General features: G+C 60.2%; 26 protein-coding genes and 2 tRNA genes. 10 read left to right on the top strand and 18 right to left on the bottom strand.

Annotated features, from left to right (window positions below; all coding sequences use genetic code 11):
• Nucleotides 1-2: 2 nt before the first annotated feature.
• The 5 genes from ftsL to mraY all read left to right on the top strand — a co-directional run bounded on the left by ftsL (nt 3) and on the right by mraY (nt 6,234).
• Nucleotides 3-377 (top strand): cell division protein FtsL, encoded by a 375-nt coding sequence (gene ftsL, locus BG455_RS15050; protein ID WP_071470818.1) that lies wholly within the window; start codon nt 3-5, stop codon nt 375-377.
• The gene (locus BG455_RS15045) at nt 374-2,155 is read left to right on the top strand and encodes a peptidoglycan D,D-transpeptidase FtsI family protein (RefSeq protein WP_071470817.1); all 1,782 of its coding nucleotides are present in this window, start codon (nt 374-376) and stop codon (nt 2,153-2,155) included. The genes ftsL and BG455_RS15045 overlap by 4 nt, the downstream gene beginning before the upstream one ends.
• Nucleotides 2,156-2,233: 78 nt before the next feature.
• Entirely contained in the window at nt 2,234-3,718 is a 1,485-nt protein-coding gene (locus BG455_RS15040; protein ID WP_071470816.1) for a UDP-N-acetylmuramoyl-L-alanyl-D-glutamate--2,6-diaminopimelate ligase, read from the top strand.
• Nucleotides 3,715-5,145: a UDP-N-acetylmuramoyl-tripeptide--D-alanyl-D-alanine ligase gene (locus BG455_RS15035; protein WP_071470815.1), complete on the top strand. Its 1,431-nt coding sequence runs from the start codon at nt 3,715-3,717 to the stop codon at nt 5,143-5,145. Before BG455_RS15040 ends, BG455_RS15035 begins: the two co-directional genes overlap by 4 nt.
• Nucleotides 5,146-5,148: 3 nt before the next feature.
• Nucleotides 5,149-6,234: a phospho-N-acetylmuramoyl-pentapeptide-transferase gene (gene mraY, locus BG455_RS15030; protein WP_071470814.1), complete on the top strand. Its 1,086-nt coding sequence runs from the start codon at nt 5,149-5,151 to the stop codon at nt 6,232-6,234.
• A gap of 60 nt (nt 6,235-6,294) precedes the next feature.
• On the opposite strand, the gene BG455_RS15025 is transcribed toward mraY, so the two are convergent.
• Nucleotides 6,295-7,497 carry a pyridoxal phosphate-dependent aminotransferase gene (locus tag BG455_RS15025; protein ID WP_071470813.1) on the bottom strand — a complete coding sequence of 401 codons (1,203 nt, stop codon included), beginning with the start codon at nt 7,495-7,497 and terminating at the stop codon, nt 6,295-6,297.
• A 90-nt stretch (nt 7,498-7,587) separates the two neighbouring features.
• On the opposite strand from BG455_RS15025, the gene BG455_RS15020 reads away from it, so the two are divergent.
• A complete protein-coding gene (locus tag BG455_RS15020; RefSeq protein ID WP_071470812.1) occupies nt 7,588-8,007 on the top strand; it encodes a helix-turn-helix domain-containing protein in 420 nt (139 codons plus the stop codon).
• 2 nt (nt 8,008-8,009) lie between these two features.
• Nucleotides 8,010-8,276: a succinate dehydrogenase assembly factor 2 gene (locus BG455_RS15015; protein WP_071470811.1), complete on the top strand. Its 267-nt coding sequence runs from the start codon at nt 8,010-8,012 to the stop codon at nt 8,274-8,276.
• 37 nt (nt 8,277-8,313) lie between these two features.
• Here the strand turns inward: BG455_RS15015 and BG455_RS15010 are convergent, their stop codons facing one another.
• The 5 genes from BG455_RS15010 to BG455_RS14990 form a co-directional block, all read right to left on the bottom strand.
• A complete protein-coding gene (locus tag BG455_RS15010) occupies nt 8,314-9,117 on the bottom strand; it encodes an amino acid ABC transporter ATP-binding protein (RefSeq protein WP_071470810.1) in 804 nt (267 codons plus the stop codon).
• A 10-nt stretch (nt 9,118-9,127) separates the two neighbouring features.
• A complete protein-coding gene (locus tag BG455_RS15005) occupies nt 9,128-10,426 on the bottom strand; it encodes an amino acid ABC transporter permease (protein WP_071470809.1) in 1,299 nt (432 codons plus the stop codon).
• A gap of 1 nt (nt 10,427) precedes the next feature.
• Nucleotides 10,428-11,699 carry an amino acid ABC transporter permease gene (locus tag BG455_RS15000; RefSeq protein WP_071470808.1) on the bottom strand — a complete coding sequence of 424 codons (1,272 nt, stop codon included), beginning with the start codon at nt 11,697-11,699 and terminating at the stop codon, nt 10,428-10,430.
• Nucleotides 11,700-11,800: 101 nt separating this feature from the next.
• A complete protein-coding gene (locus tag BG455_RS14995) occupies nt 11,801-12,820 on the bottom strand; it encodes an amino acid ABC transporter substrate-binding protein (RefSeq protein ID WP_071470807.1) in 1,020 nt (339 codons plus the stop codon).
• A 256-nt stretch (nt 12,821-13,076) separates the two neighbouring features.
• A tRNA-Ile gene (locus BG455_RS14990) sits at nt 13,077-13,153 on the bottom strand.
• Between the two features lie 137 nt (nt 13,154-13,290).
• On the opposite strand from BG455_RS14990, the gene purM reads away from it, so the two are divergent.
• Complete coding sequence (gene purM, locus BG455_RS14985; RefSeq protein ID WP_071470939.1) at nt 13,291-14,337, top strand: phosphoribosylformylglycinamidine cyclo-ligase; 1,047 nt, start codon at nt 13,291-13,293, stop codon at nt 14,335-14,337.
• Nucleotides 14,334-14,927 (top strand): phosphoribosylglycinamide formyltransferase, encoded by a 594-nt coding sequence (gene purN / locus BG455_RS14980; RefSeq protein ID WP_071470806.1) that lies wholly within the window; start codon nt 14,334-14,336, stop codon nt 14,925-14,927. The genes purM and purN overlap by 4 nt, the downstream gene beginning before the upstream one ends.
• Here the strand turns inward: purN and BG455_RS14975 are convergent.
• From BG455_RS14975 to rlmB, 3 genes are read right to left on the bottom strand one after another with little or no spacing between them, the layout of a single operon-like run.
• A complete protein-coding gene (locus BG455_RS14975) occupies nt 14,911-15,486 on the bottom strand; it encodes a DUF2799 domain-containing protein (RefSeq protein WP_170124705.1) in 576 nt (191 codons plus the stop codon). The genes purN and BG455_RS14975 overlap by 17 nt on opposite strands.
• 2 nt (nt 15,487-15,488) lie before the next feature.
• Nucleotides 15,489-16,475, bottom strand: a complete 987-nt coding sequence (locus BG455_RS14970) for an aldose epimerase family protein (RefSeq protein WP_071470804.1) — start codon at nt 16,473-16,475, stop codon at nt 15,489-15,491.
• Between the two features lie 4 nt (nt 16,476-16,479).
• Nucleotides 16,480-17,268, bottom strand: a complete 789-nt coding sequence (gene rlmB / locus BG455_RS14965) for a 23S rRNA (guanosine(2251)-2'-O)-methyltransferase RlmB (protein WP_071470803.1) — start codon at nt 17,266-17,268, stop codon at nt 16,480-16,482.
• Nucleotides 17,269-17,447: 179 nt separating this feature from the next.
• Between rlmB and BG455_RS17380 the strand changes: the two genes are divergently transcribed.
• A tRNA-Tyr gene (locus BG455_RS17380) sits at nt 17,448-17,531 on the top strand.
• A gap of 262 nt (nt 17,532-17,793) precedes the next feature.
• On the opposite strand, the gene BG455_RS14960 is transcribed toward BG455_RS17380, so the two are convergent.
• The 9 genes from BG455_RS14960 to BG455_RS14930 form a co-directional block, all read right to left on the bottom strand.
• Complete coding sequence (locus tag BG455_RS14960) at nt 17,794-18,027, bottom strand: DUF2442 domain-containing protein (RefSeq protein ID WP_071470802.1); 234 nt, start codon at nt 18,025-18,027, stop codon at nt 17,794-17,796.
• The gene (locus tag BG455_RS14955; protein WP_071470801.1) at nt 18,008-18,250 is read right to left on the bottom strand and encodes a DUF4160 domain-containing protein; all 243 of its coding nucleotides are present in this window, start codon (nt 18,248-18,250) and stop codon (nt 18,008-18,010) included. The genes BG455_RS14960 and BG455_RS14955 overlap by 20 nt, the downstream gene beginning before the upstream one ends.
• A 69-nt stretch (nt 18,251-18,319) precedes the next feature.
• A complete protein-coding gene (locus BG455_RS17200) occupies nt 18,320-18,787 on the bottom strand; it encodes a hypothetical protein (protein ID WP_143079943.1) in 468 nt (155 codons plus the stop codon).
• 126 nt (nt 18,788-18,913) lie between these two features.
• On the bottom strand, nt 18,914-19,939 hold the full coding sequence (locus tag BG455_RS14950) for an IS110 family RNA-guided transposase (RefSeq protein WP_071470800.1): 1,026 nt from the start codon (nt 19,937-19,939) through the stop codon (nt 18,914-18,916).
• The gene (locus BG455_RS17195; protein ID WP_143079942.1) at nt 19,885-20,220 is read right to left on the bottom strand and encodes a hypothetical protein; all 336 of its coding nucleotides are present in this window, start codon (nt 20,218-20,220) and stop codon (nt 19,885-19,887) included. Before BG455_RS17195 ends, BG455_RS14950 begins: the two co-directional genes overlap by 55 nt.
• A 17-nt stretch (nt 20,221-20,237) precedes the next feature.
• Nucleotides 20,238-22,037 carry a translation elongation factor 4 gene (gene lepA, locus BG455_RS14945; protein ID WP_071470799.1) on the bottom strand — a complete coding sequence of 600 codons (1,800 nt, stop codon included), beginning with the start codon at nt 22,035-22,037 and terminating at the stop codon, nt 20,238-20,240.
• Nucleotides 22,038-22,091: 54 nt separating this feature from the next.
• Nucleotides 22,092-22,940 carry an urea carboxylase-associated family protein gene (locus tag BG455_RS14940; RefSeq protein WP_071470798.1) on the bottom strand — a complete coding sequence of 283 codons (849 nt, stop codon included), beginning with the start codon at nt 22,938-22,940 and terminating at the stop codon, nt 22,092-22,094.
• Complete coding sequence (locus BG455_RS14935) at nt 22,940-23,140, bottom strand: hypothetical protein (RefSeq protein ID WP_071470797.1); 201 nt, start codon at nt 23,138-23,140, stop codon at nt 22,940-22,942. The genes BG455_RS14940 and BG455_RS14935 overlap by 1 nt, the downstream gene beginning before the upstream one ends.
• A 31-nt stretch (nt 23,141-23,171) precedes the next feature.
• Nucleotides 23,172-23,792, bottom strand: coding sequence for a COG3904 family protein (locus BG455_RS14930; protein WP_071470796.1), 621 nt, complete (start codon nt 23,790-23,792; stop codon nt 23,172-23,174).
• Nucleotides 23,793-23,869: the final 77 nt, after the last annotated feature.

Here is a 23,869-nt window from a genome sequence, read left to right as displayed (position 1 = left end):
GGATGCGAAGTCTGCTGTATCTGTGCACAGCGCTGGGTGTGATTGCTCTGGCGGCATGGGCGTATCGTGAAAACCACCTGACCCAGCAAGCCATGAACCAGCAGCGCGCTTTGGAACGCGAGATTGCGGCATTAAGCGAGGCGTTCAGCATCCAGCGCGCCGAATGGGCCTATCTGAACCGCCCCGACCGCCTGCGCGAACTGGTCGATCTGAATTTCGAGCGGCTGAAACTGGTGCCCATCACCGCGGCCCATTTCGGCGAAATCGGTCAGGTTGCCTATCCGATGCCCGAAGCCCGTTCCGAAGTTTTTGACACGATCGAGCTGTCTGGCGAGATCGAACAGCTTTCCGCCACCCTCGAAGAGTCGCTGCCATGATCCGCACCCCTTTGCGCCCGCTTGCCCGTGTTCTGCGTGCCCGCGAAACCGGCGAAAACCCGGACCTGATAGAGCGCGAGAACCGCAGGCTGCGGCAGGAAGCTGCGCGCGATCAGGCGCGAAGCCGCGCCGAGACGCGCCTTCTTGCGGTGGCGTTGCTGTTCATCTGTGCTTTTGTCGTGCTGGGTGCGCGCATGGGCCTGCTGGCCGCGACAGAGCCACTGGAACTGGCGCGCGGCCTGCCTGAAGATATTTCCAGCGCGCGCGCCGATATTCTGGACCGCGAAGGCCGCGTGCTGGCGACCAATCTCAGCACGCATGCGCTATATGCTGAAACCCACCGCATGGTAGACCCCGAAGGTGCCGCGCGCGAATTGGCGCGTATTTTCCCCGAAATGGATGCGCAGCGCATGGCTGCCCGTTTCACCGACCCGAACCGGCGGTTTACTTGGATCAGAACCCAATTGTCGCCCGAACAGATGCAGGCGGTGCATGATATCGGCGAGCCGGGCCTGTTATTCGCCCCGCGCGAGATGCGGCTTTACCCCAACGGGCGCATGGCGGCGCATGTTCTGGGGGGGGCAAGCTTTGGGCAACAAGGGGTGCGTGCCGCCGAAGTGATTGGCGTGGCCGGCACGGAATTGTTTTTTGATGCGCGCCTGCGCGACCCTGACCAGGTGCACAAGCCCTTGCACTTGTCGCTTGACCTGACAGTGCAGGCGACCGTCACCGAAGTGCTGGAAGGCGGCAAGCAGATGCTGAATGCACTTGGTGCCACGGCAGTGCTGATGGATGTGTATACCGGCGAGGTGATCAGCCTCGTCTCTCTGCCCGATTTCGACCCCAATAACCGCCCCGCCCCCCCGACTGAAGGGGAACCGGCGGACAGCCCGCTGTTCAACCGCGCGGTGCAGGGCTATTACGAGCTTGGCTCGGTCATGAAAGCCTTCGCCGTTGCGCAGGGGCTGGACGAGGGGACCGTCACGCCCGACTCGATCATTGACACGCGCGGGCCGCTGACATGGGGGCGCTTTCGCATCCGCGATTTCCGTAATTACGGGCCAGAGATGTCGGTCAAGGATGTGATGGTCAAATCCTCCAATATCGGGACCGCGCGGATCATGCAGCCCATCGGGGCCGAACGGCAGCAGGAGTTTTTGCGCAAATTCGGGTTTCTGGACACAATGCCGCTGGAACTGGCCGAAGCCGCCCGCGCCCGCCCGCTTTTGCCCGACCGCTGGTCGGACCTGTCGGTGATGACAATTTCTTACGGGCATGGCATGTCCACCAGCCCGCTGGCACTGGCTGCGGGCTATGCGGCGCTTGTCAATGGCGGGCGCAAGGTCACGCCAACATTGGTGCGGCAAGACCGCGTGCAGGCAGGGCCACAGATCATCTCGGAACGTACCTCGCAGCAAAAAAAGCTGATGTTGCATCAGGTTGTGCAGGAAGGCACCGCATCTTTCGCGCGCATCGCGGGCTATCCGGTGGGCGGCAAGACCGGCTCTGCCGACAAACCCAACCCGCGTGGGGGCGGATATAAAAAGGATGCGGTGTTGGCGACCTTTGCCAGTGTCTTCCCCGCGCATGAGCCGCGCTATGTGCTGGTTGTGACGCTGGATGAACCTGTCGACACCACAGGGCCAGAGCCGCGCCGCACAGCGGGGTGGACGGCAGTGCCCGTCTCGGCAGAGATTACGCGCCGTGTGGCCCCGCTGCTGGGTCTGCGCCCTGTATCGCTGGATGCCGCCAATGCCACCTTTGCGATGGGTCAGTGACCACAGGGCCATTGAACACGGTGTCCAAACTGGGGTAACAGGCGCCATTCCGGTGTCATTGGCAAGGAGAGCCAGCGCGTGACTGATCTTCCCCCCCGTCCGCTCTCCGCACTGGGCCTTAGCCCCAGCCGTGGCGGCAATGCCATTGTCACAGGTCTGGCCATCGACAGCCGCCAGATCCGCGAGGGCGCGCTATTCGCAGCGCTTCCCGGCAGCCGCGTGCATGGGGCCGAATTTATCACCTATGCCTTGCGCATGGGGGCGGCTGCCATTCTGACCGACCGCGAGGGGGCAGAGATCGCAAGCGACGTGCTGGCAGGTTCAAATGTCGCGCTGGTGCTGACCGAAGACCCCCGCGCCGCCCTTGCCGCTGCCGCCGCGCTTTGGTTTGGCGCGCAGCCTGAAACAATGGTCGCAGTGACCGGCACCAACGGAAAAACATCCGTTGCCAGCTTTACCCGACAGATTTGGGCGCATCTGGGCCATGAGGCGGCGAATATCGGCACAACCGGCATCGAGGGGGCGTTTTCCGCGCCCTTGGCCCATACCACCCCAGACCCGATCACCCTGCACCGCCTGTTGGCCGAAATGGCGCGGGCGGGCGTGACCCATGCCGCGATGGAAGCATCCTCGCACGGGTTGGACCAGCGCCGGCTGGATGGCGTGCGCCTGCGTGCCGCCGCTTTCACCAACCTGACGCAGGATCATCTGGATTACCACGCCAGCATGGCAGCCTATCTGGCGGCGAAAGCCCAGTTATTCGACCGCGTGCTGCCCGATGACGGGGTCGCGGTGATCAATATGGATGGGCCGCACGGGGCGGAATTTCTGTCCATCGCCGAGGCGCGCGGGCAGGGCACCTTGACCATCGGCCACCATGAAGACGCCGATATCCGCATTCTGGGCCAACGCTTCGATGTGGCGGGCCAGATCTTGCGCTTTTCCTATGACGGGCGCGTGTATCAGGAACATTTGCCGCTGATCGGCGGGTTTCAGGCCGAAAATGTGCTGGCCGCAGTTGGTTTGGCGCTGGCCTGCGGGGCCGAGATGCGCGAGGTCGCCATGCGTCTGTCGCGGCTTGAAGGCGTGCGCGGGCGCATGCAGCTTGCGGGCACCCGCACCAATGGCGCGCCGGTTTTTGTCGATTACGCCCATACCCCCGCCGCATTGCAGGTGGCGCTGCAAGCCTTGCGCCCGCATGTGATGGGGCGGCTTGTGGTGGTGTTTGGTGCGGGCGGCGACCGCGACCGCACCAAGCGCCCGCTGATGGGCAAGGCGGCTGCCGACAATGCGGATGTGGTCTATGTGACCGATGACAACCCCCGCTCGGAAGATGCGGCCGTTATCCGCAATGAAATCCTGCTGGCCTGCCCCGAGGCCAATGAGGTGGGCGACAGGGCCGAGGCGATCTTGCGCGCGGTCGATGCGCTGGGACCGGGCGATGCGCTGCTGATCGCAGGCAAGGGCCATGAAACCGGCCAGATTGTCGGCAACACGGTCTATCCGTTCGATGATGTTGAACAGGCCTCGGTCGCAATCGCTGCATTGGAGGCCCGCGCATGAGTTTATGGAGCGCGCAAGACGCCGCCGCCGCAACCGGCGGCCAGACCACAGGCGACTGGCAGGCCAGTGGTATTTCCATCGACACCCGCAGCCTGCAACCGGGCGATCTGTTCATCGCGCTTAGTGCGGCGCGCGATGGCCATGACTTTGTTGCACAGGCCTTTGAAAAAGGGGCGGCGGCGGCTTTGGTCACCCATCGGCCTGCAGATGTCCGCGCCGATGCCCCGCTGTTGATCGTGCCCGATGTGATGGCCGCGCTGACAGCCTTGGGCGCGGCGGGGCGCGCGCGGGCGAAAGCGCGCGTCATTGCGGTCACTGGCTCTGCGGGCAAGACCTCGACCAAGGAAATGCTGCGCGACATGCTGTCGGATATCGGCCAGACCCATGCCGCCGAGGCGAGTTTCAACAACCATTGGGGCGTGCCGATCACGCTTGCGCGGCTGGACCCTGATGCCGATTTCGCCGTCATCGAGATTGGCATGAACCACCCCGGAGAGATTGAACCGCTGGCCCGTCTGGCGCGCCCGCATATCGCCATGATCACCACCATCGCTGCCGCCCATCTGGAAGCCTTTGACGGGATAGACGGGATCGCCCAAGAGAAGGCCAGCATATTCGACGGGCTGCTGCCCGAGGGTTATGCCATCTATCCCTGTGATCTGCCAACTAGCCCCATCCTTGCCGCTGCAGCCGAAAGGGCAGGCGCGCATCAACTGGCGTTCGGGGCGGGGGCAGAACTGGTGCGGTTGCACGATATGACCCAGACCGAAACCGCGCTTGTGCTGCGCGCGCAAATCGGGCGAGAGCGTCTGGCCGTGCGGCTGAGCAATGCAGGCGCACATTTTGGCATGAACGCGCTGGGCTGTCTGGCCGTGGCGCAGGCGCTGGGGTTGGATCTGGCGCGCGCGGCACTGGCGCTGGGGCGCTGGCAGCCGCCTGCGGGGCGCGGGCTGCGCGAAACGGTCATGCTCGATGCTGTCGAAGAGATGCAGTTCACCCTGATCGATGACGCGTTCAACGCCAATCCTGCCTCGGTCGCGGCAGCACTGGATATGCTGGCAGCCCTGACGCCGGCGGCGGCGCAATCGGGCCGCGCGGGCCGCAGGGTTGCGATTCTGGGCGATATGCTGGAACTGGGGCCGCAGGAAACCGCGCTGCACGAAGCCATCGCCAGCCTGCCTGCCATGGCGCAAGTCGATCTGGTCCATTGCGTGGGGCCGCGCATGGCGGCCCTGCATGCCTGTCTGCCACCGCACAAACAGGGCCGTCTTGTCGCCAAGGCGGATGAGCTGGCGCGCGTTGCGCATCTGCTGGTCGCGCCCGGAGATATTGTTCTGGTCAAAGGGTCCAAATCCAGCTTCGTGTCGCGGGTTGTGGACAGTCTGCGCAATCTTGACGTGACGATGCGTAATGCAAAAGGAATTTAACGTATGTTTTTCTGGTTAACCGAGTTCACCGATACTGTCTCTGGCTTCAACCTGTTTCGCTATATCACCTTTCGGGCAGGTGCGGCCTTTCTGACGGCTTTGGTGTTCGGTTTCATCTTCGGCAAGCCCCTGATCAACATGCTCCGCCGCCGTCAAAGCAACGGGCAACCGATCCGCGAGGATGGCCCTGAAAGCCATCTTCTGACCAAGACAGGCACGCCCACCATGGGGGGCTTGTTGATCCTCTCGGCGCTGACCTTGTCAACATTGCTTTGGGCACGGCTGGACAATGGCTATGTCTGGATCGTGCTTCTGGTCACAGTGGGGTTTGGCCTGATCGGCTTTGCCGATGATCTGGCCAAAGTCTCGAAAGGCAATGTCAAAGGGGTGCCCGCAAGGGTCAGACTGCTGATGGGGGCGATCATCGGCATTGCAGCCGCGGTTGCGGCCATGTATCTGCACCCGACAGATCTGAAAGGCCAGCTTGCGGTTCCGGTTTTCAAGGAAGTGTTGTTCAATCTGGGCTGGTTCTTTGTCCCTCTTGCCGCTTTCGTCATTCTGGGCGCGGCCAATGCTGTGAACCTGACCGATGGTCTGGACGGGCTTGCCATCATGCCGGTGATGATCGCGGCCAGCACGCTGGGGATCATCGCCTATGCTGTCGGGCGGGTCGATTTCACCTCATATCTGGATGTGCATTATGTGCCCGGCGCAGGCGAATTGCTGATTTTCGTGGCAGCACTCTGCGGCGGGGGCTTGGGCTTTTTGTGGTATAACGCGCCGCCTGCGGCTGTGTTCATGGGCGATACAGGCTCGTTGGCGCTGGGGGGCGCACTCGGGGCTATGGCCGTTGTCATCAAACACGAAATCGTTTTGGGCATTGTCGGCGGCATCTTCGTGGTCGAGACGCTCTCGGTCATCATTCAGGTGCTGTATTTCAAACGCACGGGCAAGCGCGTCTTCCTGATGGCGCCCATTCACCATCATTTCGAGAAAAAGGGCTGGGCAGAACCTCAGATCGTGATCCGCTTCTGGATCATCGCACTCGTTCTGGCGCTTATTGGTCTGGCGACCCTGAAAATCCGCTGATCTTCATTTTCTTGCTCTAAATACTCCGGGGGGTGCGGGGGGCAGCGCCCCCCGCCCTTTTCAGCTCAAACCCGCGCAGAATTTCTGGATGCGTGTGCAGGCCTCGCGCAAGGCCTCATCCGAAGTCGCATAGCTGACGCGGAAACACGGCGATGTGCCAAAGGCCGCGCCGAACACCACTGCCACGCCGGTTTCTTCCAGCAGGGCGGTTGCGAAAGCTTCATCATCCACAATCTTCGCGCCCCCAGCCGAGGTCTTGCCAATGCAGCCCGCGATGGAAGGGTAGACGTAGAACGCCCCCTCTGGCACGGGGCATTCAATGCCTGTGGCGGCATTCAGCATTTCAACCACCAGATCACGGCGGCGCTGGAAGGTCTTGTTGTTTTCGGCAATATAGTCTTGCGGGCCGTTCAGCGCCTCGACCGCGGCCCATTGGCTGACCGAGCAGGGGTTCGAAGTGGATTGGGACTGGATCTTGCCCATAGCCTTGATAATCTCGACGGGTCCTGCCGCGTAGCCGATGCGCCAGCCTGTCATCGCATAGGCTTTGGACACGCCATTCACGGTCAATGTGCGCTCATATAGGGCAGGCTCGACTTCTGCGGGGGTGCAGAATTTGAAATCATCATAGACCAGATGCTCATACATATCATCCGACATGACCCAGACATGGGGGTGGCGCAGCAGCACATCGGTCAGGGCTTTCAACTCGTCCCATGTATAGCCCGCGCCGGTGGGGTTTGACGGTGAATTGAAGATCAGCCATTTGGTTTTGGGCGTGATCGCGGCCTCCAGCGCCTCTGGTGTCAGTTTATAGGCCGTCTCGGCGGTGGCTTCGGCAATCACGGGCTCGCCGCCTGCCAGCAGCACCATATCGGGGTAGCTGACCCAATAGGGGGCAGGGATCACCACCTCGTCGCCCGCATTCAGCGTGGCAACCAGCGCGTTATACAGCACCTGCTTGCCGCCTGTGCCGATGGTCACTTGCGCAGGTGTATAGTCCAGCGCGTTGTCGCGCTTGAACTTCGCGCAGATCGCTTTTTTCAGTTCTGGAATGCCATCGACTGCGGTATATTTCGTTTTCCCTGCATCAATAGCCGCTTTTGCAGCGTCCTTGATGTTTTGGGGTGTGTCAAAGTCAGGCTCACCAGCGCCAAGTCCGATCACGTCGCGGCCTTCGGCTTTCAGTTCAGCCGCCTTGGTTGTGACAGCGATGGTGGGCGAAGGCTTTACGCGGGACAGCGTGTCAGACAGAAAGGCCATGAGGGAAACTCCAGTTTGTAACTCGGGCGTGCATTTCATATGGTGGCTTATGCACCCATTCAAGCATAATAAAATCGGGAAGGATGCGATATGACAGATACACCCCAACCACCGGAAAGCGCCGAGACGGCAGATTGGTTTTCGGGGGATCATGCGACTTTCGGCGACCGTCTGACGGCTGCGCGCGATGCGCAGGGGCTTAGTCAGGCACAACTGGCCCGCCGCCTTGGGGTGAAGCTGAAAACCGTCCAGGGCTGGGAGAACGATTCGTCCGAGCCGCGCGCGAACAAGTTGCAGATGGTGGCGGGGTTGCTGAATGTCTCGATCCGCTGGCTGCTGACAGGCGAGGGGGATGGCGTGCCCGAACCTGCCTCCAGCGAGGAGTTGGCGGAAGGGGCGCAAGCGCTACTTAACGATGTGCAGCAGATGCGCGCACAGATGACCCAGCTTGCAACCCGTATGGGCAAGGCTGAAAAGCAACTTCGACTGATCCTGAAAGAGGCATTCTGAACATGGACATCACCCCGGCAGAGGCGCGTCTGAAAAAGCTGCGCATGCGGTCTTGGCGGCGCGGCATGAAGGAAATGGACCTTATCCTTGGCCCCTATTCCGATACGCAGCTGTCCCAGCTTAGCGCTGATGAGCTGGACGCGTATGAGCGGCTGCTGGATGAGAATGATCAGGATTTATATCTCTGGGTGACCGGCGCGCAGGACAGGCCAGCCCGTCTTATGCCGCTGATTGGCCAGATTGCCCGCGCAAGCGGGGTGGGCGCATAGCCCACCCTGTTGGATGCTGCGGACTAACAGCCCGCAATCAATGCCCCAGAATCTGGCTTAGGAACAGTTTGGTGCGGTCCGATTGCGGGTTGTTGAAGAATTCGCGCGGCTCGTTCTGTTCAACGATCTGGCCCTGATCCATAAAGATCACGCGGTTCGCCACCGCCTGCGCAAAGCCCATCTCATGGGTCACGCACAGCATGGTCATGCCTTCTTCGGCCAGCGCGATCATGGTGTCCAGCACCTCCTTGATCATCTCTGGGTCAAGCGCCGAGGTCGGCTCGTCAAACAGCATGATGCGCGGCTTCATGCACAGCGAGCGCGCGATGGCCACGCGCTGCTGTTGCCCGCCAGAAAGTTGGCCGGGGAATTTATTGGCCTGCTCGGGGATTTTGACCTTTTCCAGAAAATGCATCGCCGTTTCTTCGGCTTCGCGCTTGGGCACTTTGCGCACCCAGATCGGCGCAAGGGTGCAGTTTTCCAGAATGGTCAGATGCGGGAACAGGTTGAAATGCTGAAACACCATTCCCACTTCCGAGCGCACCTTGTCGATATTCTTCAGATCGCCCGACAATTCGGTGCCATCGACGATGATCTGCCCCGCCTGATGTTCTTCCAGCCGGTTGATGCAGCGGATCAGCGTGGATTTTCCCGAACCGGATGGGCCACAGATAACGATCCGTTCGCCGCGATTGACGGTCATGTTGATGTCGCGCAGCACATGGAAAGAGCCGTACCATTTATTCATGCCGGTGATCTGAATGGCGACCTCGTCCGTCACTTTCATGGCGCTGGTGTCAATCTTGCGGTCGATGCCGGGATCAAGCTGTATTTCGGTCATGACATTATCCTTACTTATGGTCGGTTTTCAGCCTGCGCTCCAGATACATGGAGTAGCGCGACATGCCGAAACAGAAGATGAAAAACAGCGCGGCGATGAAGATGAACAGCTCCCAATAGATGCCATTCCAGTTGGTATCGGCGCGGATGGCGTTGGACAGGCCGATCGGGTCCAGCAGGCCGATAAAGACCACCAGCGTGGTGTCCTTGAACAGCCCGATAAAGGTGTTCACAATACCGGGGATCGAGATTTTCAACGCCTGCGGCATGATGATCAGGCGTTGTGCCTTCCAGTAGTTCAGCCCCAGCGCATCTGCGGCTTCATACTGGCCCTTGGGCAGGGCTGCCAACCCGCCCCGGATAACTTCGGCCATATAGGCCGAGGCAAATAGCGTCACCATGATGATCACGCGCAAGATCAGGTCGAACGTGGTGCCGGGCGGCAGAAAGTAGTTCAGCAACAGCGACGCAGTGAACAACAGGGTGATCAGCGGCACGCCGCGAATAAACTCGATCACCACAACACAGACCGATTTCAGGAACACCATATCCGACTGCCGCCCCAGCGCCAGCAAAATGCCAATGGGCAGCGACAACGAGATGCCCGAGATGCCGATGATCAGCGAGATCAGGAACCCCCCGAACCTGTCAGACCGGACAAATTCCAGCCCCAGCGGTAAAATGGAACTCATCGTCTGGTCAAAGGCCCCTGCGGCGAAGGCCCACCAGAACACTGGCGCAAGGATGGCCCCGAAAACCGCAATCAGTGTGCTGACACGGGCAAGAAGAACATAGGCCAGATACCCCGCCACAAAGCCCAAAGCCACCGAGACAGGAAACCAGACCGAACCGCCCCAAAGCAGATGATAGCCGATAAAGGGGTAAACTGCGGTGAAGATCATCAGCTTGCGGGGCAGGGCGGGGAACAGCACAGGGGCAAGCGCCGCAAATAGCAGCGCCAGTGCCAGAACCGGCCGCCAGTAATGCTGTGGCGGGTAGAAGCCGAACAGCAACTGGTGCCAACGATCCGTGATCACCGAGAAGCAGGCCCCGCTGGTGCCATCCAGTATCGCGCGGCATTCAGCCAGTGAACCTGCGCTCCAGACCGAGTTCAGCAGCCATGGCCCGATTGCAGCCAGCGCATACCAGATCACCAGCAAAGAGGCGAGCGTCAGGATGGTGTTCAGCGCGCCTGAAAACAGGTTCTCGCGCAGCCATTTCACGGCCCCCGCTTCGCGCAAAGGCGGGTCGGACGGGGCCAGCATTTCATTGCGCACATAGGCGACAGTCTGGGCGTGGGTGTCGCTCATCTTATCGCTCCTTCAGCTTGACGCGGGCGTTATAGACATTCATCAGCCCCGAGATGGTTAGGCTGATGGCCAGATAGACCGCCATCAGCAACAACATCCCCTCCAACTCTCGGCCCGTCTGGTTGATGGTGATGCCCCCAAGGGTCGAGCGCAGGTCCATATAGCCCACAGCCAGCCCCAGTGACGTATTCTTGGTCAGGTTCAGATATTGCGAGATCAGCGGCGGAATGATGACCCGCAGCGCTTGCGGCAGAATGACCAGACGCATGGTCTTGCCGGGTTGCAGGCCAAGGGCAAAGGCAGCTTCGGTCTGGCCTTTGGAAATCGCCAGAATGCCACCGCGCACGATCTCGGCGATGAAGGCCCCTGTATAGATGCCAAGCCCCAGCCACATTGCCAGCAGCGAATTGCGCAAATGTGTGCCACCTGCAAAGTTGAAGCCGCGCAATTCAGGGTATTCCAGATGCGCACCCAGTGCGAGGAAGATCACGACCACCGGCCCGAACAGCACCAGCAGCGATTTCCACCAAGTCTTGGGGCGCAGGCCAGTTGCATTCTGCACCCGTGTGGCATGGGCGATGATGTATTTATTGGCAAACACACCTGCCACCAGAACCGCAAGGATCAGCACCCAGTTCAGAGAGGGCGAAATCGGGCCAAGGGGCAAAACGCCCAGTTCCGTGGTGAACAGGATGGCCGGGACATAGACGCCCCGATTGGTAATGGCGATGGCGTCAAAAATCATACTTGCCGACGGGTCATCGCCGCGAAAGGCGGATGGGGCAGGCATGCTTTCAGCCATGACCGCGCCAAAAATCAGAATCCAGATCAGCGTGGGGATATTGCGAAAAATCTCGACATAGACCGTGACAAGGCGCGATACGATCCAGTTTTTCGACAGGCGCAGCACACCCGCCAACACGCCCAGAACAGTCGCCAGCGCACAGCCCATGATGGCCAGAATGATGGTGTTCAAAAAGCCCACAAGCGCCGCGCGGCCATGCGTCATCTGGCTGTTATATTCAATCGGGCGCTGGTTGATGTCATAGCCCGCCGATTGCCATAGAAAGTTGAAGCTGAAGCTTCGGCCCAACAGGCGCAAATTGTTGATGACATTATCAATCAGCCAAGCCGCGCCCAGCATCAGCAGGAACAGGGCGAAAATCTGGATCGTGATCGAGCGATAGCGCTGGTCATACAGCAACATGCTTGGGTGAAAGGCACGCTTTTTCGGCGCCGTTTCCGCCATGCGCGGATCAGTTGTGCTTGACATGAAAGACCCCACTCATCAGCACGCGGGCCGTGCCAGATGCAGTTGCTTCAACTTGACGTTGGAAAAGCGCACCCCCGCGAAGGGGGGCGCGCAGTATCAGATTAACGGAAGGGGGGCGCGTAGAGCAGACCACCCTGTGTCCATTGTGCGTTCAGACCACGGGCAAGGCCGATCGGGGTCTGGTCACCAATGGTGCTGGCGAACAATTCGCCATAATTGCCGACAGCCGCGATGGCGCGGGCAGCCCATTCATTGTCCAGCCCCAGCATTTCGCCAAAGCCGCCTTCAACACCCAGCAGACGGTTGATTTCGGGGTTGTTGCTGCCCGCTTTCAACTCTTCAAGATTGGCGGATGTCACACCCAGTTCTTCTGCCGCGATAAGCGCGAACAGTGTCCACTGGACGATGTCCCCCCACTGGTCGTCGCCATGACGCACGACAGGGCCAAGAGGCTCTTTCGAGATGACTTCGGGCAGGATGGCATGTGCATCGGGCGAAGCGAAAGCCGCACGGCTGGAAGCGAGCGCCGAAACGTCCGTGGTGTAGACGTCACAGGCACCGGCCAGATACTGCTGCTGTGCTTCGGCTGCGGTATCGACAGGCACAGGCTCGTAGCTCATGTTGTTGACACGGAAGTAATCTGCAAGGTTCAACTCGGTTGTTGTGCCGGTTTCGATGCAGACTGTCGCGCCATCCAGTTCCAGCGCCGAGCTGACACCCAGATCGCGGGTAACCATGAAGCCCTGACCGTCATAGTAGTTGGTGCCAACGAAAGTCAGGTTCAGGTCAACATCGCGCACGAATGTCCATGTCGTGTTGCGTGCAAGCACGTCAACTTCGCCAGAGGCCAGCGCAGAAAAGCGGGTCTGGCTGGTCAGGGGTACGAAGGTCACGGCATTGGGATCGTTCAGCACAGCTGCGCCCAATGCGCGGCAAAAGCCAACGTCAAAGCCCTGCCATACACCGTTTGCATCCGGCGCGCCAAAGCCTGCCTGACCCGTGTTTGATCCGCAGATCAACTCGCCACGATCCAGAATCGTTTCCAAGGTTGTTTGTGCATGCGCAAATCCTGCGCCAAACGTCGCGGCTGTGAGCGCGCCGACGAATACGGTTTTTTTCATTTTAACCTCTCTGTTGTCGCCGCCTTGGCGGCGGTCTGCCCCGGATTTTCCCGGGAATGGCTGGTCAGCTACGATATTGCGCTAGACACAACAAAAGATGTGTCCCGATTCCTCAAAGCAGGTCAAGTCAAGAATTGCAGCCAACCTGCAAAACAAGGCAAACGCTGCTTTGTTGGGCGGATCGCGGAATTTTGTCCTGCGAATGGGAGGATTGCAAGGCAGGCAGGTGCGAAATGCGCCTTGTGTCGCCGGAGAGTGGTAGGCCCGGAGGGACTCGAACCCCCAACCAAAGCGTTATGAGCGCTCTGCTCTAACCAATTGAGCTACAGGCCCGGCGAGGGTTGGCTAAGCGAATTGCAAGACAGGGTCAAGCGGGCAGTTTGGCTGCTATGGCATGGGTATGGTTGCCCCTGACGGTGCAATCGGCTATCGCGCAGGGCAAATGGCATATGCTGCAAGGGGCTGCGATCATGCAAGAGGGCAAAAACGGGTTGAGTTATGCGCAGGCCGGGGTCGATATCGACGCGGGCAACGCGCTGGTGGATGCGATCAAACCTGCCGCCAAGGCGACAGCGCGGCCGGGTGTGATGGCCGGTCTGGGCGGCTTTGGTGCGCTGTTTGACCTGAAAGGCGCGGGCTATCATGACCCGATCCTTGTTGCCGCGACAGACGGGGTGGGCACGAAGCTGCGCATCGCCATTGACACAGGCACGCTTGACACAATCGGGATCGATCTGGTGGCGATGTGCGTCAATGATCTGGTTTGTCAGGGCGCAGAACCATTGTTTTTCCTTGACTATTTTGCGACAGGCAAGCTGGATGTGGGGGCTGCTACGCGCATCATAAATGGCATTGCCGAAGGGTGCCGCCTGTCAGGCTGTGCCCTGATCGGGGGCGAAACCGCCGAAATGCCGGGCATGTATGATGCCAAGGATTTCGACCTTGCGGGTTTTGCTGTGGGCGCGATGGAGCGGGGCACAGACCTGCCAGCAGGTGTTGGGGCGGGCGATGTGGTGCTTGGGCTGGCCTCTGACGGGGTGCATTCAAACGGCTACAGCCTTGTGCGCAAAGTGGTCGAGCGCGCGGGGCTGAGTTGGGAATCGCCCGCGCCTTTTGCGGAGGCAAGCCTTGGTGCCGCGCTGCTGGCCCCAACGCACCTGTATGTCAAACCCGCGCTTGCGGCGGTGCGTGCGGGCGGCGTGCATGCGCTGGCCCATATCACCGGCGGCGGGCTGACCGAAAACCTGCCGCGCGTGCTGCCCGAAGGATTGGGCGCAGAGATTGACCTGACATCATGGCCCCTACCGCCCGTGTTCGGCTGGCTGGCCGCCGAGGGCGGGCTGGAGCAGGCCGAATTGCTGAAAACCTTTAACGCAGGCATTGGCATGGTGCTGGTGGTGGACGCGGCCCGCGCCGATGCGCTGGCCGATCTGCTGGCGCAGGCGGGCGAGCGGGTTCACCGGCTGGGCATTGTCAGCGAAGGCACAGGCATCCGCTATTCGGGCGCTTTGGCATGAGCAAGCGCGTCGCGATCCTGATTTCAGGGTCGGGGTCGAATATGGTGGCGCTGGCGCAGTCCATGCAGGGCGATCATCCCGCGCGGGTGTGTCTTGTGCTGTCGAACGACCCGCAAGCGGGCGGGCTGGCCAAGGCGCAGGCCATGGGTATTCCGACGGCTGTGGTGGATCATCGCCCGTTCAAAGGGGACCGCGCCGCCTTCGAGGCGGAACTTCTGAAACCGCTGGAGGCCGCGCAGCCCGATTTCGTGGCGCTTGCCGGGTTCATGCGGGTGCTGACGGCGGATTTCGTGCGCCGGTTCGAGGGGCGTATGCTGAATATCCACCCGTCACTTTTGCCAAAATACAAAGGGCTGAACACACATGCCCGCGCGATCGAGGCAGGGGATCGTGAGGCAGGTTGCACTGTCCATGAAGTGACCGCCGCCTTGGATGACGGTCCAATTCTGGGGCAGGCGCGCGTGCCGATTCTGGCAGACGACACGCCGGATGCCTTGGCCGCGCGCATCTTGCCACTGGAACACCAGCTTTACCCGCTTGTCTTGCGCAGGGTGGCGGAGGGCGCGCGTGGGTTTATAGCGCTGCCCTGAAGGCGCGAATCTCGCGCTCGATCCGCAAAAGCTGCGCGCGGGCCAAGCTTTGCTCCAGCCGCAGCAACATGATTTCGCTTTGCGCGGCATGCCATGCGCGCTGTGCGGCAAGGGCTTCGGCGTCAGATTGTGGCGCACCCGACAGCGCGGTATTGCGGCTTTGCAACTGCGAAATCTCGCGCCCGATCTCTGCGATGCGGGCGCGCTGGCGGTGCGCGCTTTGGCCAAGATCATAGCCTTGCAGGAACCGCGCTTCGGTTGCGGCCGGGCAAACATCACGATAGGGGCGGCCTGCCTCGCCTTCGCGCAGGCCGGTCTGAGGCGTGCAATAGGTGGCCAGCCCGCGCGCATAGCCCTGTTCCCATGTGCCGCGCTCTGGTGTGATCTCGACCTTGGCGCAGGCAGTGACATGGCGGGCAAACTGCGCCTCCATCGCGCGGCCTTCTGTGCCGTCACGCTCGCCTATGCTGGCCCAGTCCCCCTGCAGACAGTCGTCGCGCGAGAGCGAGGCACAGCCAGACAGCGCGGCCAGCATCAGGACACTCAGTATTGCGCGCATTCTCATACCCTCCCATCAGGCGCAGCATGCAGCGCCCATCTTGTGCTCTGGACCAAGGCGCCATCCTCTGGTCGCAACAGGATTGATGGGTAATCGGGGTGGTTCGGCGCATCCGGCCAGCCCTGACTTTCCAGCGCCACACCAAAAAAGGGCCGCGTCTGGTCGCGCCCGCCATCATAGATCTGCAAGCCCGGCTCGGTTGTGGACATCTCCATGCGGGGCGCGTCCGGCAGATCAGGCAGGTCCAGCCATGCGACAGGGCGCATTGGCTGGCGCGTTTGCGACAGGCAGAAACACTGGTCATAACTGGGGGCATGGCCAAGCCACTGGCCCTGCCGTAAATCCAGATGCCCCGCCACGGGTTCGGGGTCGGCAATCGGGTATAGCTCTGGACCCACAGGCAGCACATGATCAGCAGCCACGCGCAGCCTGTGGCCTTGCAGGCTGGCTCGCCCGCCAAGGTTCCAGAACGCGTGGGGGGCAAGATTGGCAAGGGTGGGGCGGTCGGTACGGGTCACAAGATCCAGCGCAAGGGTCCGGCCTGTCACGCGGTAGCGCGCCTCAACCCGGCGATTGCCCGGAAAGCCCCCCTCGCAATGCGCCAGATCCAGCGCCAGTGTCACATGATCCGCGCCCAACTCTGTGATCTGCCACAGCCGCTGATGCAGGCCCGTATCCCCGCTATGCAACAGCTGCCGCCCATCATTGGGCACAAACCGCCAAAGCTGGTCGCCGATCATCGCCTCGGCCCCCTGCAACCGCCCTGCGACAGGGCCGACAACGGCACCGCAATAGATATTCTCGCCCCGATACGCCTCGGCACTGTCAAAGCCCACCACGACCGAGTGGCGCAGCCCCGCCAGATGGACGCTGTGCAGTATAGCGCCCAAGGTCAGAACCCCCACTTCCAGCGTGTCAGAGCGCAGCGCGATGCGCTGCACCTGCTGCCCCGCACTGTGCCCGAAGGCGGTGATCTGGCTTGCAGGCATGGCGCTAGCCCGCACCCTGCGCCATGCGCGCGGCATACAGCCCCACTGCGGCGGCGTTCGACACATTGAGCGAGCCGAAATCCCCCACTGCCGGAATCCGCACGATCAGATCACAGGTGTCGCGGGTCTTGTCGCGCAGGCCCGGCCCCTCGGCGCCCAGCACAATCGCAATCGGGCCGGGGGGGAATTGCGCCAAACCATCAGCCAGCGTCACCTCTCCCGTGCCATCGAGGCCCAGAATCACATAGCCCAGCGATTTCAGCACCTCCATCTCCTCGGCCAGATTGCGCACGCGCAAATAGGGCTGACGCTCCAGCGCGCCGCTGGCGGTTTTGGCCAGCGCGCCGGTTTCAGGCGCGGCATGGCGTTGGGTGGCGATGACGGCCTGCGCGCCGAACACTTCGGCAGATCGCAGGACCGCGCCCACATTATGCGGGTCGCTGACACGGTCCAGCATCACCACCAGCCCGCGCGCGCCGGTCGGGGCACAGACGCTGCGCGTATCGCCCCAATCCAGCGCGCGCACTTCCAATGCCGCGCCCTGATGCACCGCCTGCGCATCAAGGGGGGCTGCGAATTTGCGCGGATCGCTGATTTCCGCCTCCATGCCAGAGGCCGCCACCGCTTCCGCCAGCTTATCCGCCGCATTGCGCGTCAGGATCAGGCGCAGCTTGTGGCGGGCGGGGTTTTTCAGCGCGTCTTCCACCGCATGCAGGCCAAACAGCCACAGCGTGGCCGCAGAGCTGGCACGTTTGGCGCGTTCCTTGTCGATCACCCAATCGGGTTTTTTCATCTCACTATCGCTTCCATCATCTCGGGTAAGCCGCTGATGCACAGGCACAGGGCAGGGGCCAAGCATGCGCAGTGGGGGGCTTGGGCGCAAGGGTGAAATGGCGCGCGCAAGAAGTTGGGGCAGGGGGGCTTTTGTGCCCTTGACGCCTGCCTGTGCCTTCGGTAATTGGGCGCTATCTAGGGCGACGGGCTGCAAGGTGCGGCAGCGGACTGTAACTCCGCCGGGGAGACCCACGCCTGGTTCGATTCCAGGGTCGCCCACCACTTTCCTTTATATTTCAGAGTGGTGGGGATGTGTTGACATGTTGTCAGCGCATCATGTTCGCCTGATAATTGCCTGCGCGGAGTCAAGGGCGTCAGCCCGCCGCGCATCGCCGGGCCGTCCCGCGGCACGGCGATTTGGCTGGCCATTGCGCGCAGCTTAGGCCTTACGAGGATGTGGCAGGCATAAAGCGCTGTAGCTTTGCACGAGGATCGCCGCACCACGGCCCGACGCTGCGCGGCTTGGTTTTGCTGCGAGGGCCGCTCAGGCAGCGTGCGTGGCGCGTTTGCCTTCCAGCAGGGCCGGGATCGAAATATCTTCATCCAGTTCTGCCCAATGCAGGCCAAAGGGTGTGATCTCAACTGCCGCGCGCTGCGCATCCGTCGCGTTCAGCAGGCGGGGGAACCACACAAGCGGCACGCCAAGGATTCGGCCATCCGAGAGGGTGAGCCAGAGCGTCGCGTCGTCGAAACTGACTTTATGCGCTGAAATGGTCATGCCATGCCTTTACGATGCGTGATTGGTTGAAGTGTATCACTCTTCCGATTTGACGCAAGGTTTTGGCGTCGAAGCCGTGATTTCTGTCGAGTGCGACCGGATCGAGCCAGAATTTTGCCTCGCATCCGTCTTTCATGACGTGGACATGGACGGGTTCGCGCGGGTTGCCCTCGTTCGAGTAGAAGAAGAACCGGAAACCGTCATGGCGAAAAGTGGTAGGCATAGAACATCGAATATTACACTTTGAACTTTTTGTCACGTGCGGAAACTATGCAGGTCAGAAACCGTATTATTAAAAAATAACAGAATGAAGTGAAAAACTTTCATAAATAATGTTCATACCTAGTAGAAATAAGAGAATCAGACCAGAAATAAATCCAGAAATAGCAGAAAGTAAAAAAACAATATACCATGATGCGTAGTATTTTAGAGACCATCTTTGAAAATCTCTTTCGACTGCTTGGGCATCCCTTATCATAGAGTGAGCATCGGTATTCTGCGAAAGAGCTTTAGCCATCTTAATATTATGTCTTGAAAATAAAAAAGTTGTAATGATGTTCCAAAATACAAACAAAAATAACGAAAACCCGAGAATAAAGGCTAAAAGCGAAGAGTCCCAGGGGTGTGTATGGATGCCCCCGGTTTTGCAAGGATTTTCTGATCTGAATTCCGGCGATTGATTGCGGTCGTGTATTCGGCCTCGGGTTGCGGCTTTTGACACGCCGCGGGCCATGATGGTCAGTTCGCTGATCGGGTCCAATTCGATTCCGCGGGCTGTAGGCGCCCTACCCCTATCTGGCTTTCCAATCAGGATCTGTTCAATCGACGTCCATCACTTCAGAGCATTCCTTGCCATCTGCCCACTTAATGCAAGCGGGGCAGAAGCTTATGCGGCCACCTCCTGATTTGGCAGGTAGCCCTGTTCTTTGGTGATCATGGCCCAAATCTGGCGGGCCATTCGATTGGCGAGTGCAACAGCGGCCACCATCTTTGGCTTGCGATCCAACTTATCTTGCAGCCAGGGATGGCAGCGTTTGCCGCGTCGGGCGGCAGCAGCAATGCAGCTCATCGCTCCAATGATCAGCGCGCGGCGGATGTCCTTTTGGCCCATTTTGCTGGTTTGCCCGAGGCGGGTTTTGCCACCCGTTGAATGCTGTTTGGGAACCAGACCAAGCCAGGCCGCAAAGTCCCGTCCTTTTTCAAAAGCCTTCATATCCGGCGCAAAGGCTTCAATCACCATCGCCGCTATCGGGCCGATGCCAGGCATGGTTTGCAGCCGCCGTGCCTCTGGGCTGTCGGCGCAATGGCTCTTGATCCGCCCGGTGAGCGTGTCGATTTCTTCCGAGAAATGATCTATGCGTTTGAAATGCATCTTGGCCATCGTTACGACCAATTCTGGAAGATCCGGATGGTCATCGACCAGCTCCCGGAGCCGATCAACATTTTTCAATCCAACAGGGGCAATCAGCCCGAATTCAGCAAGATGGCCGCGCAAGGCGTTCACGGTTGCGGTGCGTTGCTCCAAAAGCTGGTCCCGAGTGCGCATCATCATGGTCAGGGCCTGGGTTTCAGCGGATTTTGGCACGACAAACGACATGTTGGGTCGTAGCGCAGCTTCGGTGATGGCCTCCGCATCTGCCGCATCATTCTTGTGGCGCTTCACGAATGGCTTCACATAGATCGGTGGAATGAGCCTCACCTCATGGCCCAACGACATCAGTTCGCGTGCCCAATAATGGGCTGTCGCGCAGGCTTCCATGGCGAAAAGGCTGCGCGGATGTTCAGCGCAAAACTTGGTAAATTGTGGTCGGCTCAGCTTCTTCCGAAACAAAACTTGCCCATCTCGGCGTGCGCCGTTCAGTTGGAAAACGTTCTTTGCCAGATCAACGCCAATGATGATATCTTCGTCCATGGGTGCTCCCTTTCTCTTCTGGTGGCGATCGTAAAACCACCATGGCACATCGCGATGCCGTTCGAGGAGGGGGCATCCACCGCATCAATTACGGGTTGGCTCCAAGCCCACAGCGTAAAAAAACCTGCGAAGCCTAACGAAACCACTATATTATTGTAGCTGGCTGCCTTATCGAAAGTCTTGGCTTGAACGTTGACCAAAAAGTCTACTAATTTTTCACGATTGCGATCTTCATCATAGGTAGAAAAAACACTTGATCGTTCGGGCACAACCGGGGGCACTATCCTATTTCCTTATTTCAATTGTCCATCTTCAACGCCGAAATAAACGCCTGCTGCGGAATCTCCACCTTGCCGAACTGGCGCATCTTCTTCTTACCGGCCTTCTGCTTCTCCAGCAATTTCTTCTTCCGCGTCACGTCGCCGCCATAGCATTTCGCTGTCACGTCCTTGCGCAAAGCCGCCAAAGTCTCGCGCGCGATGACCTTGCCGCCGATGGCCGCCTGAATCGGGATTTTGAACATGTGTCGCGGGATCAGCTCTTTGAGTTTTTCACACATTGCGCGCCCCCGCCCTTCGGCGCGGTCGCGGTGGACCATCATGGACAGCGCGTCCACAGGTTCATCATTCACAAGCACCTGCATCTTGACCAGATTATCCTGCCGGTAGCCGGTGATTTCATAATCAAACGACGCATAGCCCTTGGTGATGGATTTCAGCCGGTCGTAGAAATCGAACACCACCTCGTTCAGCGGCAGGTCATAGACGACCATCGCGCGGCTGCCTGCATAGGTCAGTTCCTGCTGAATCCCGCGCCGGTCCTGACACAGTTTCAGCACATCGCCCAGGTAGTCATCCGGCACAAGAATCGTGGCCTTGATGCGGGGCTCTTGCACATGGTCCACATGGGTCAGGTCGGGCAGGTCGGCGGGGTTGTGCAATTCCTGCACCTCGCCGTTGCGCATATGGATGTGATAGACCACCGACGGGGCTGTGGTGATCAGGTCGATGCCATATTCACGTTCCAGCCGGTCGCGGACGACTTCCAGATGCAACAGGCCCAGAAAGCCGCAGCGAAAGCCAAAGCCAAGCGCGGCAGAACTTTCCATCTCATAGCTGAAAGACGCGTCATTCAGCGCCAGTTTTTCAATGGCGTTGCGCAGGTCTTCGAATTCGGCGGAATCGACAGGGAACAGCCCGCAAAACACCACAGGCACCGAGGGTTTGAACCCCGGCAGCGCTGTTTCGCAGCCCTTTTTCTCATGCGTGATCGTATCGCCCACTTTGGTGTCGCGCACCTGCTTGATCGAGGCGGTAAAGACCCCGATCTCGCCCGGACCCAATTCGGCCACATCGACCATTGCGGGTTTCAGGACCGACAGCTTGTCCACGCCGTATTTCGCGCCGGTCTGCATCATCTTGATGTTGTCGCCCTTGCGGATCACCCCGTCCATGACGCGGATCAGCACGACAACGCCCAAATAGGCGTCATACCAACTGTCCACCAGCATGGCTTTCAACGGCGCGTTGCGTTCGCCCTTGGGGGGGGGCAGGCGTTTGACGATGGCTTCCAGCACGTCAGGTATGCCAAGGCCGGATTTGGCCGAGATCATCACCGCCTCCGACGCATCCAACCCGATCACATCTTCGATCTGCTGGCGCACCTGTTCGGGTTCAGCCGCTGGCAGGTCGATCTTGTTCAGGACCGGCACAATCTCGTGATCGGCATCCAGCGCGGTATAGACATTGGCCAGGGTCTGCGCCTCGACCCCTTGAGAGGCGTCCACCACCAGAAGCGAGCCTTCGACCGCGCGCATGGAGCGCGAGACTTCATAAGCGAAATCCACATGGCCCGGCGTGTCGATCAGGTTCAGCACATAGGCCTGCCCGTCATTGGCAACATAATCGATGCGCACGGTATTGGCCTTGATGGTGATTCCCCGCTCGCGCTCGATATCCATCGCGTCGAGCATCTGCTCTTTCATGTCGCGGTCGGATACCGTGCCGGTTGACTGAATCAACCGGTCAGCAAGGGTGGATTTACCGTGGTCGATATGCGCCACGATCGAGAAATTGCGGATGTTTGCGAGCTCTGTCATGCTGCTCGTATGTAGTGGAAAATGGCGCTGGTCAATATGCCATGCGCGCGCGGATCAGTTATGCGCGTGCCGGCGCGAATAGCGGTTGTTGGACGGGCTGTACCAGCCGTCAAGCGACCCTGCGGGCGGGGCGTGAATGGTCACTTCCAGCGGGTGGCATTGCGCGCTATCCGACGAATGTTCCGCCCCGCAATCGCCCCCCGGACAGGCAGAGAGGGCGCCCAGCAAGTCAATCTCGGCGAAGAATTCGATATAGTCGCCTTTGCGCGCGGGGCTGGCTTTCATGAAATACTGTCCCGTGTCGCGGGTGAAGCCGGTGCACATGAACACATTGAGCACATCATGCACCAGCGCTTCGGCTTCGTGCAGGGGTTTTTGCAATTCGTCAGCCAAGGCGCGGGTCAGGTTGGAATGGCAGGTGTGGTGGTAATCCTGCCCGCTGAGCAGGTGGTGGGTATAGGGGTCGCAGCGCGTGCCGATCACATCATGCACGCGGCCGCCATGTTCATCGACACCGTACCAGTCCAGCGTGTCTTCCATCACGGTGGCCATGGGGCGCAGATAGGGCAGGCAGGACCACAGCCTGTCGCCGGTGCGGATATGGCTGCCATGCAGGGCGCGGGTTTTGCCGGAATAAAACCGCTCGTCCAGATTGCGGGCTTCAAACAGGTTCAGATCACCCACCTGTGGCCCGTCAGGGCAGGATATGCGAAAGAAGCTGCCCGCAGTGACATAGAAACAGCGCGCCGTGCGCGGCGCAATCAGGATGCGCCCTGTCTCGGTGGCGCCTTCGCGGGCGGCGCGGTATTGCGCCATGGGCGGGCTGCGCAAGCCCTCGTTGGGGTAGCAGATCACGGGCGCAATCGCGCGGCGGGCTTCGGCATCCTTGGGGGGCTTGGGCATCAGGTCTCTCCGGCAAGGCAATGTCTGGGGGCACGGCCTTTGGGCAGGGCGGTTTCCGCGCCGCAGGCGGCGCAGGTGAACAGCACGCGCCCGTCAGCCAGTTTGCGTGCATCCTGCCGCCAGCGGCAGTCGCGCCGCTTCCACGGCTGCATGACAAGGATCAGCGCGAAAACGATAAGAAGGCCAAGAACTAGGATCATACCCTTGTTGTGGGGGCTGAAGGGCGCAAGGTCAAGGTTTCGTCACCAATCCTGCCGCGCGCAGCTCTGTATGGTCGGGGTACCACATGGGCATTTGCGGCAGCGTGGCCAGCCGCAAGACGAACTGTTCGTCTACAGATTGCGCGCGGTAAATCGCCAGATCGCGCTGCATTTCAACCTCTGGGTCGATCATGCCGAAATGGTGCTCGCGGCGCAGCGCATAGCCGTGCAACCCGATCTGCCCTTGCGGCGAGAGTGTGCGCGTGGCCCCGCCTGCAAAGATCAGCGCACAGGCCGATGCGCAATGCCCCTCGACATGGGTGGCAATCCCATGCGCGCGCAGCACTGTCACCACGCCACGCGCCTCGGCGATATAGCCGCCGCCGCTGTCCAATTCCATCCGCTTGATCTGCGGATGGGCGGCCACCAGAGCGCGCAACGCCGCAGTCAGGCCAAAATCGACCATGCCGCTAAACTCGAAACTGCGGCCATCAGCACTGATCGACAATTCGAATTGCGGTGGGGGCGGGATGCGGTAGGGCTTGGGCAGCGCGTCGGTTCGCGCCATGGCAATGCCCACAATGCCAAGCCCTGCAAGGGCAAGGGCCAGCAGGATGCGCAGGGCGTAAATATCTATTGGCCGTTCATTCATCCGCCAAGGATGCACGGAAAATACATATTTTTCTACGGTCGTTTTGTCGCGCTTGGGTCAGGATCGGGGAGAGATGA

The organism is Roseinatronobacter thiooxidans (assembly GCF_001870675.1).
GTDB lineage: Bacteria > Pseudomonadota > Alphaproteobacteria > Rhodobacterales > Rhodobacteraceae > Roseinatronobacter > Roseinatronobacter thiooxidans.
This window is presented reverse-complemented; position numbering and strand designations above follow the sequence as displayed.

Excerpts from the sequence above, each read along its gene's own strand:
- ftsL (WP_071470818.1), top strand. The coding sequence starts at position 3 with ATGCGAAGTCTGCTGTATCTGTGCACAGCGCTGGGTGTGATTGCTCTG.
- BG455_RS15045 (WP_071470817.1), top strand. The coding sequence starts at position 374 with ATGATCCGCACCCCTTTGCGCCCGCTTGCCCGTGTTCTGCGTGCCCGC.
- BG455_RS15035 (WP_071470815.1), top strand. The coding sequence starts at position 3,715 with ATGAGTTTATGGAGCGCGCAAGACGCCGCCGCCGCAACCGGCGGCCAG.
- mraY (WP_071470814.1), top strand. The coding sequence starts at position 5,149 with ATGTTTTTCTGGTTAACCGAGTTCACCGATACTGTCTCTGGCTTCAAC.
- BG455_RS15025 (WP_071470813.1), bottom strand. The coding sequence starts at position 7,497 with ATGGCCTTTCTGTCTGACACGCTGTCCCGCGTAAAGCCTTCGCCCACC.
- BG455_RS15020 (WP_071470812.1), top strand. The coding sequence starts at position 7,588 with ATGACAGATACACCCCAACCACCGGAAAGCGCCGAGACGGCAGATTGG.
- BG455_RS15015 (WP_071470811.1), top strand. The coding sequence starts at position 8,010 with ATGGACATCACCCCGGCAGAGGCGCGTCTGAAAAAGCTGCGCATGCGG.
- BG455_RS15010 (WP_071470810.1), bottom strand. The coding sequence starts at position 9,117 with ATGACCGAAATACAGCTTGATCCCGGCATCGACCGCAAGATTGACACC.
- BG455_RS15005 (WP_071470809.1), bottom strand. The coding sequence starts at position 10,426 with ATGAGCGACACCCACGCCCAGACTGTCGCCTATGTGCGCAATGAAATG.
- BG455_RS15000 (WP_071470808.1), bottom strand. The coding sequence starts at position 11,699 with ATGTCAAGCACAACTGATCCGCGCATGGCGGAAACGGCGCCGAAAAAG.
- BG455_RS14995 (WP_071470807.1), bottom strand. The coding sequence starts at position 12,820 with ATGAAAAAAACCGTATTCGTCGGCGCGCTCACAGCCGCGACGTTTGGC.
- purM (WP_071470939.1), top strand. The coding sequence starts at position 13,291 with ATGCAAGAGGGCAAAAACGGGTTGAGTTATGCGCAGGCCGGGGTCGAT.
- purN (WP_071470806.1), top strand. The coding sequence starts at position 14,334 with ATGAGCAAGCGCGTCGCGATCCTGATTTCAGGGTCGGGGTCGAATATG.
- BG455_RS14975 (WP_170124705.1), bottom strand. The coding sequence starts at position 15,486 with ATGCGCGCAATACTGAGTGTCCTGATGCTGGCCGCGCTGTCTGGCTGT.
- BG455_RS14970 (WP_071470804.1), bottom strand. The coding sequence starts at position 16,475 with ATGCCTGCAAGCCAGATCACCGCCTTCGGGCACAGTGCGGGGCAGCAG.
- rlmB (WP_071470803.1), bottom strand. The coding sequence starts at position 17,268 with ATGAAAAAACCCGATTGGGTGATCGACAAGGAACGCGCCAAACGTGCC.
- BG455_RS14960 (WP_071470802.1), bottom strand. The coding sequence starts at position 18,027 with ATGACCATTTCAGCGCATAAAGTCAGTTTCGACGACGCGACGCTCTGG.
- BG455_RS14955 (WP_071470801.1), bottom strand. The coding sequence starts at position 18,250 with ATGCCTACCACTTTTCGCCATGACGGTTTCCGGTTCTTCTTCTACTCG.
- BG455_RS14950 (WP_071470800.1), bottom strand. The coding sequence starts at position 19,939 with ATGGACGAAGATATCATCATTGGCGTTGATCTGGCAAAGAACGTTTTC.
- lepA (WP_071470799.1), bottom strand. The coding sequence starts at position 22,037 with ATGACAGAGCTCGCAAACATCCGCAATTTCTCGATCGTGGCGCATATC.
- BG455_RS14940 (WP_071470798.1), bottom strand. The coding sequence starts at position 22,940 with ATGCCCAAGCCCCCCAAGGATGCCGAAGCCCGCCGCGCGATTGCGCCC.
- BG455_RS14935 (WP_071470797.1), bottom strand. The coding sequence starts at position 23,140 with ATGATCCTAGTTCTTGGCCTTCTTATCGTTTTCGCGCTGATCCTTGTC.
- BG455_RS14930 (WP_071470796.1), bottom strand. The coding sequence starts at position 23,792 with ATGAATGAACGGCCAATAGATATTTACGCCCTGCGCATCCTGCTGGCC.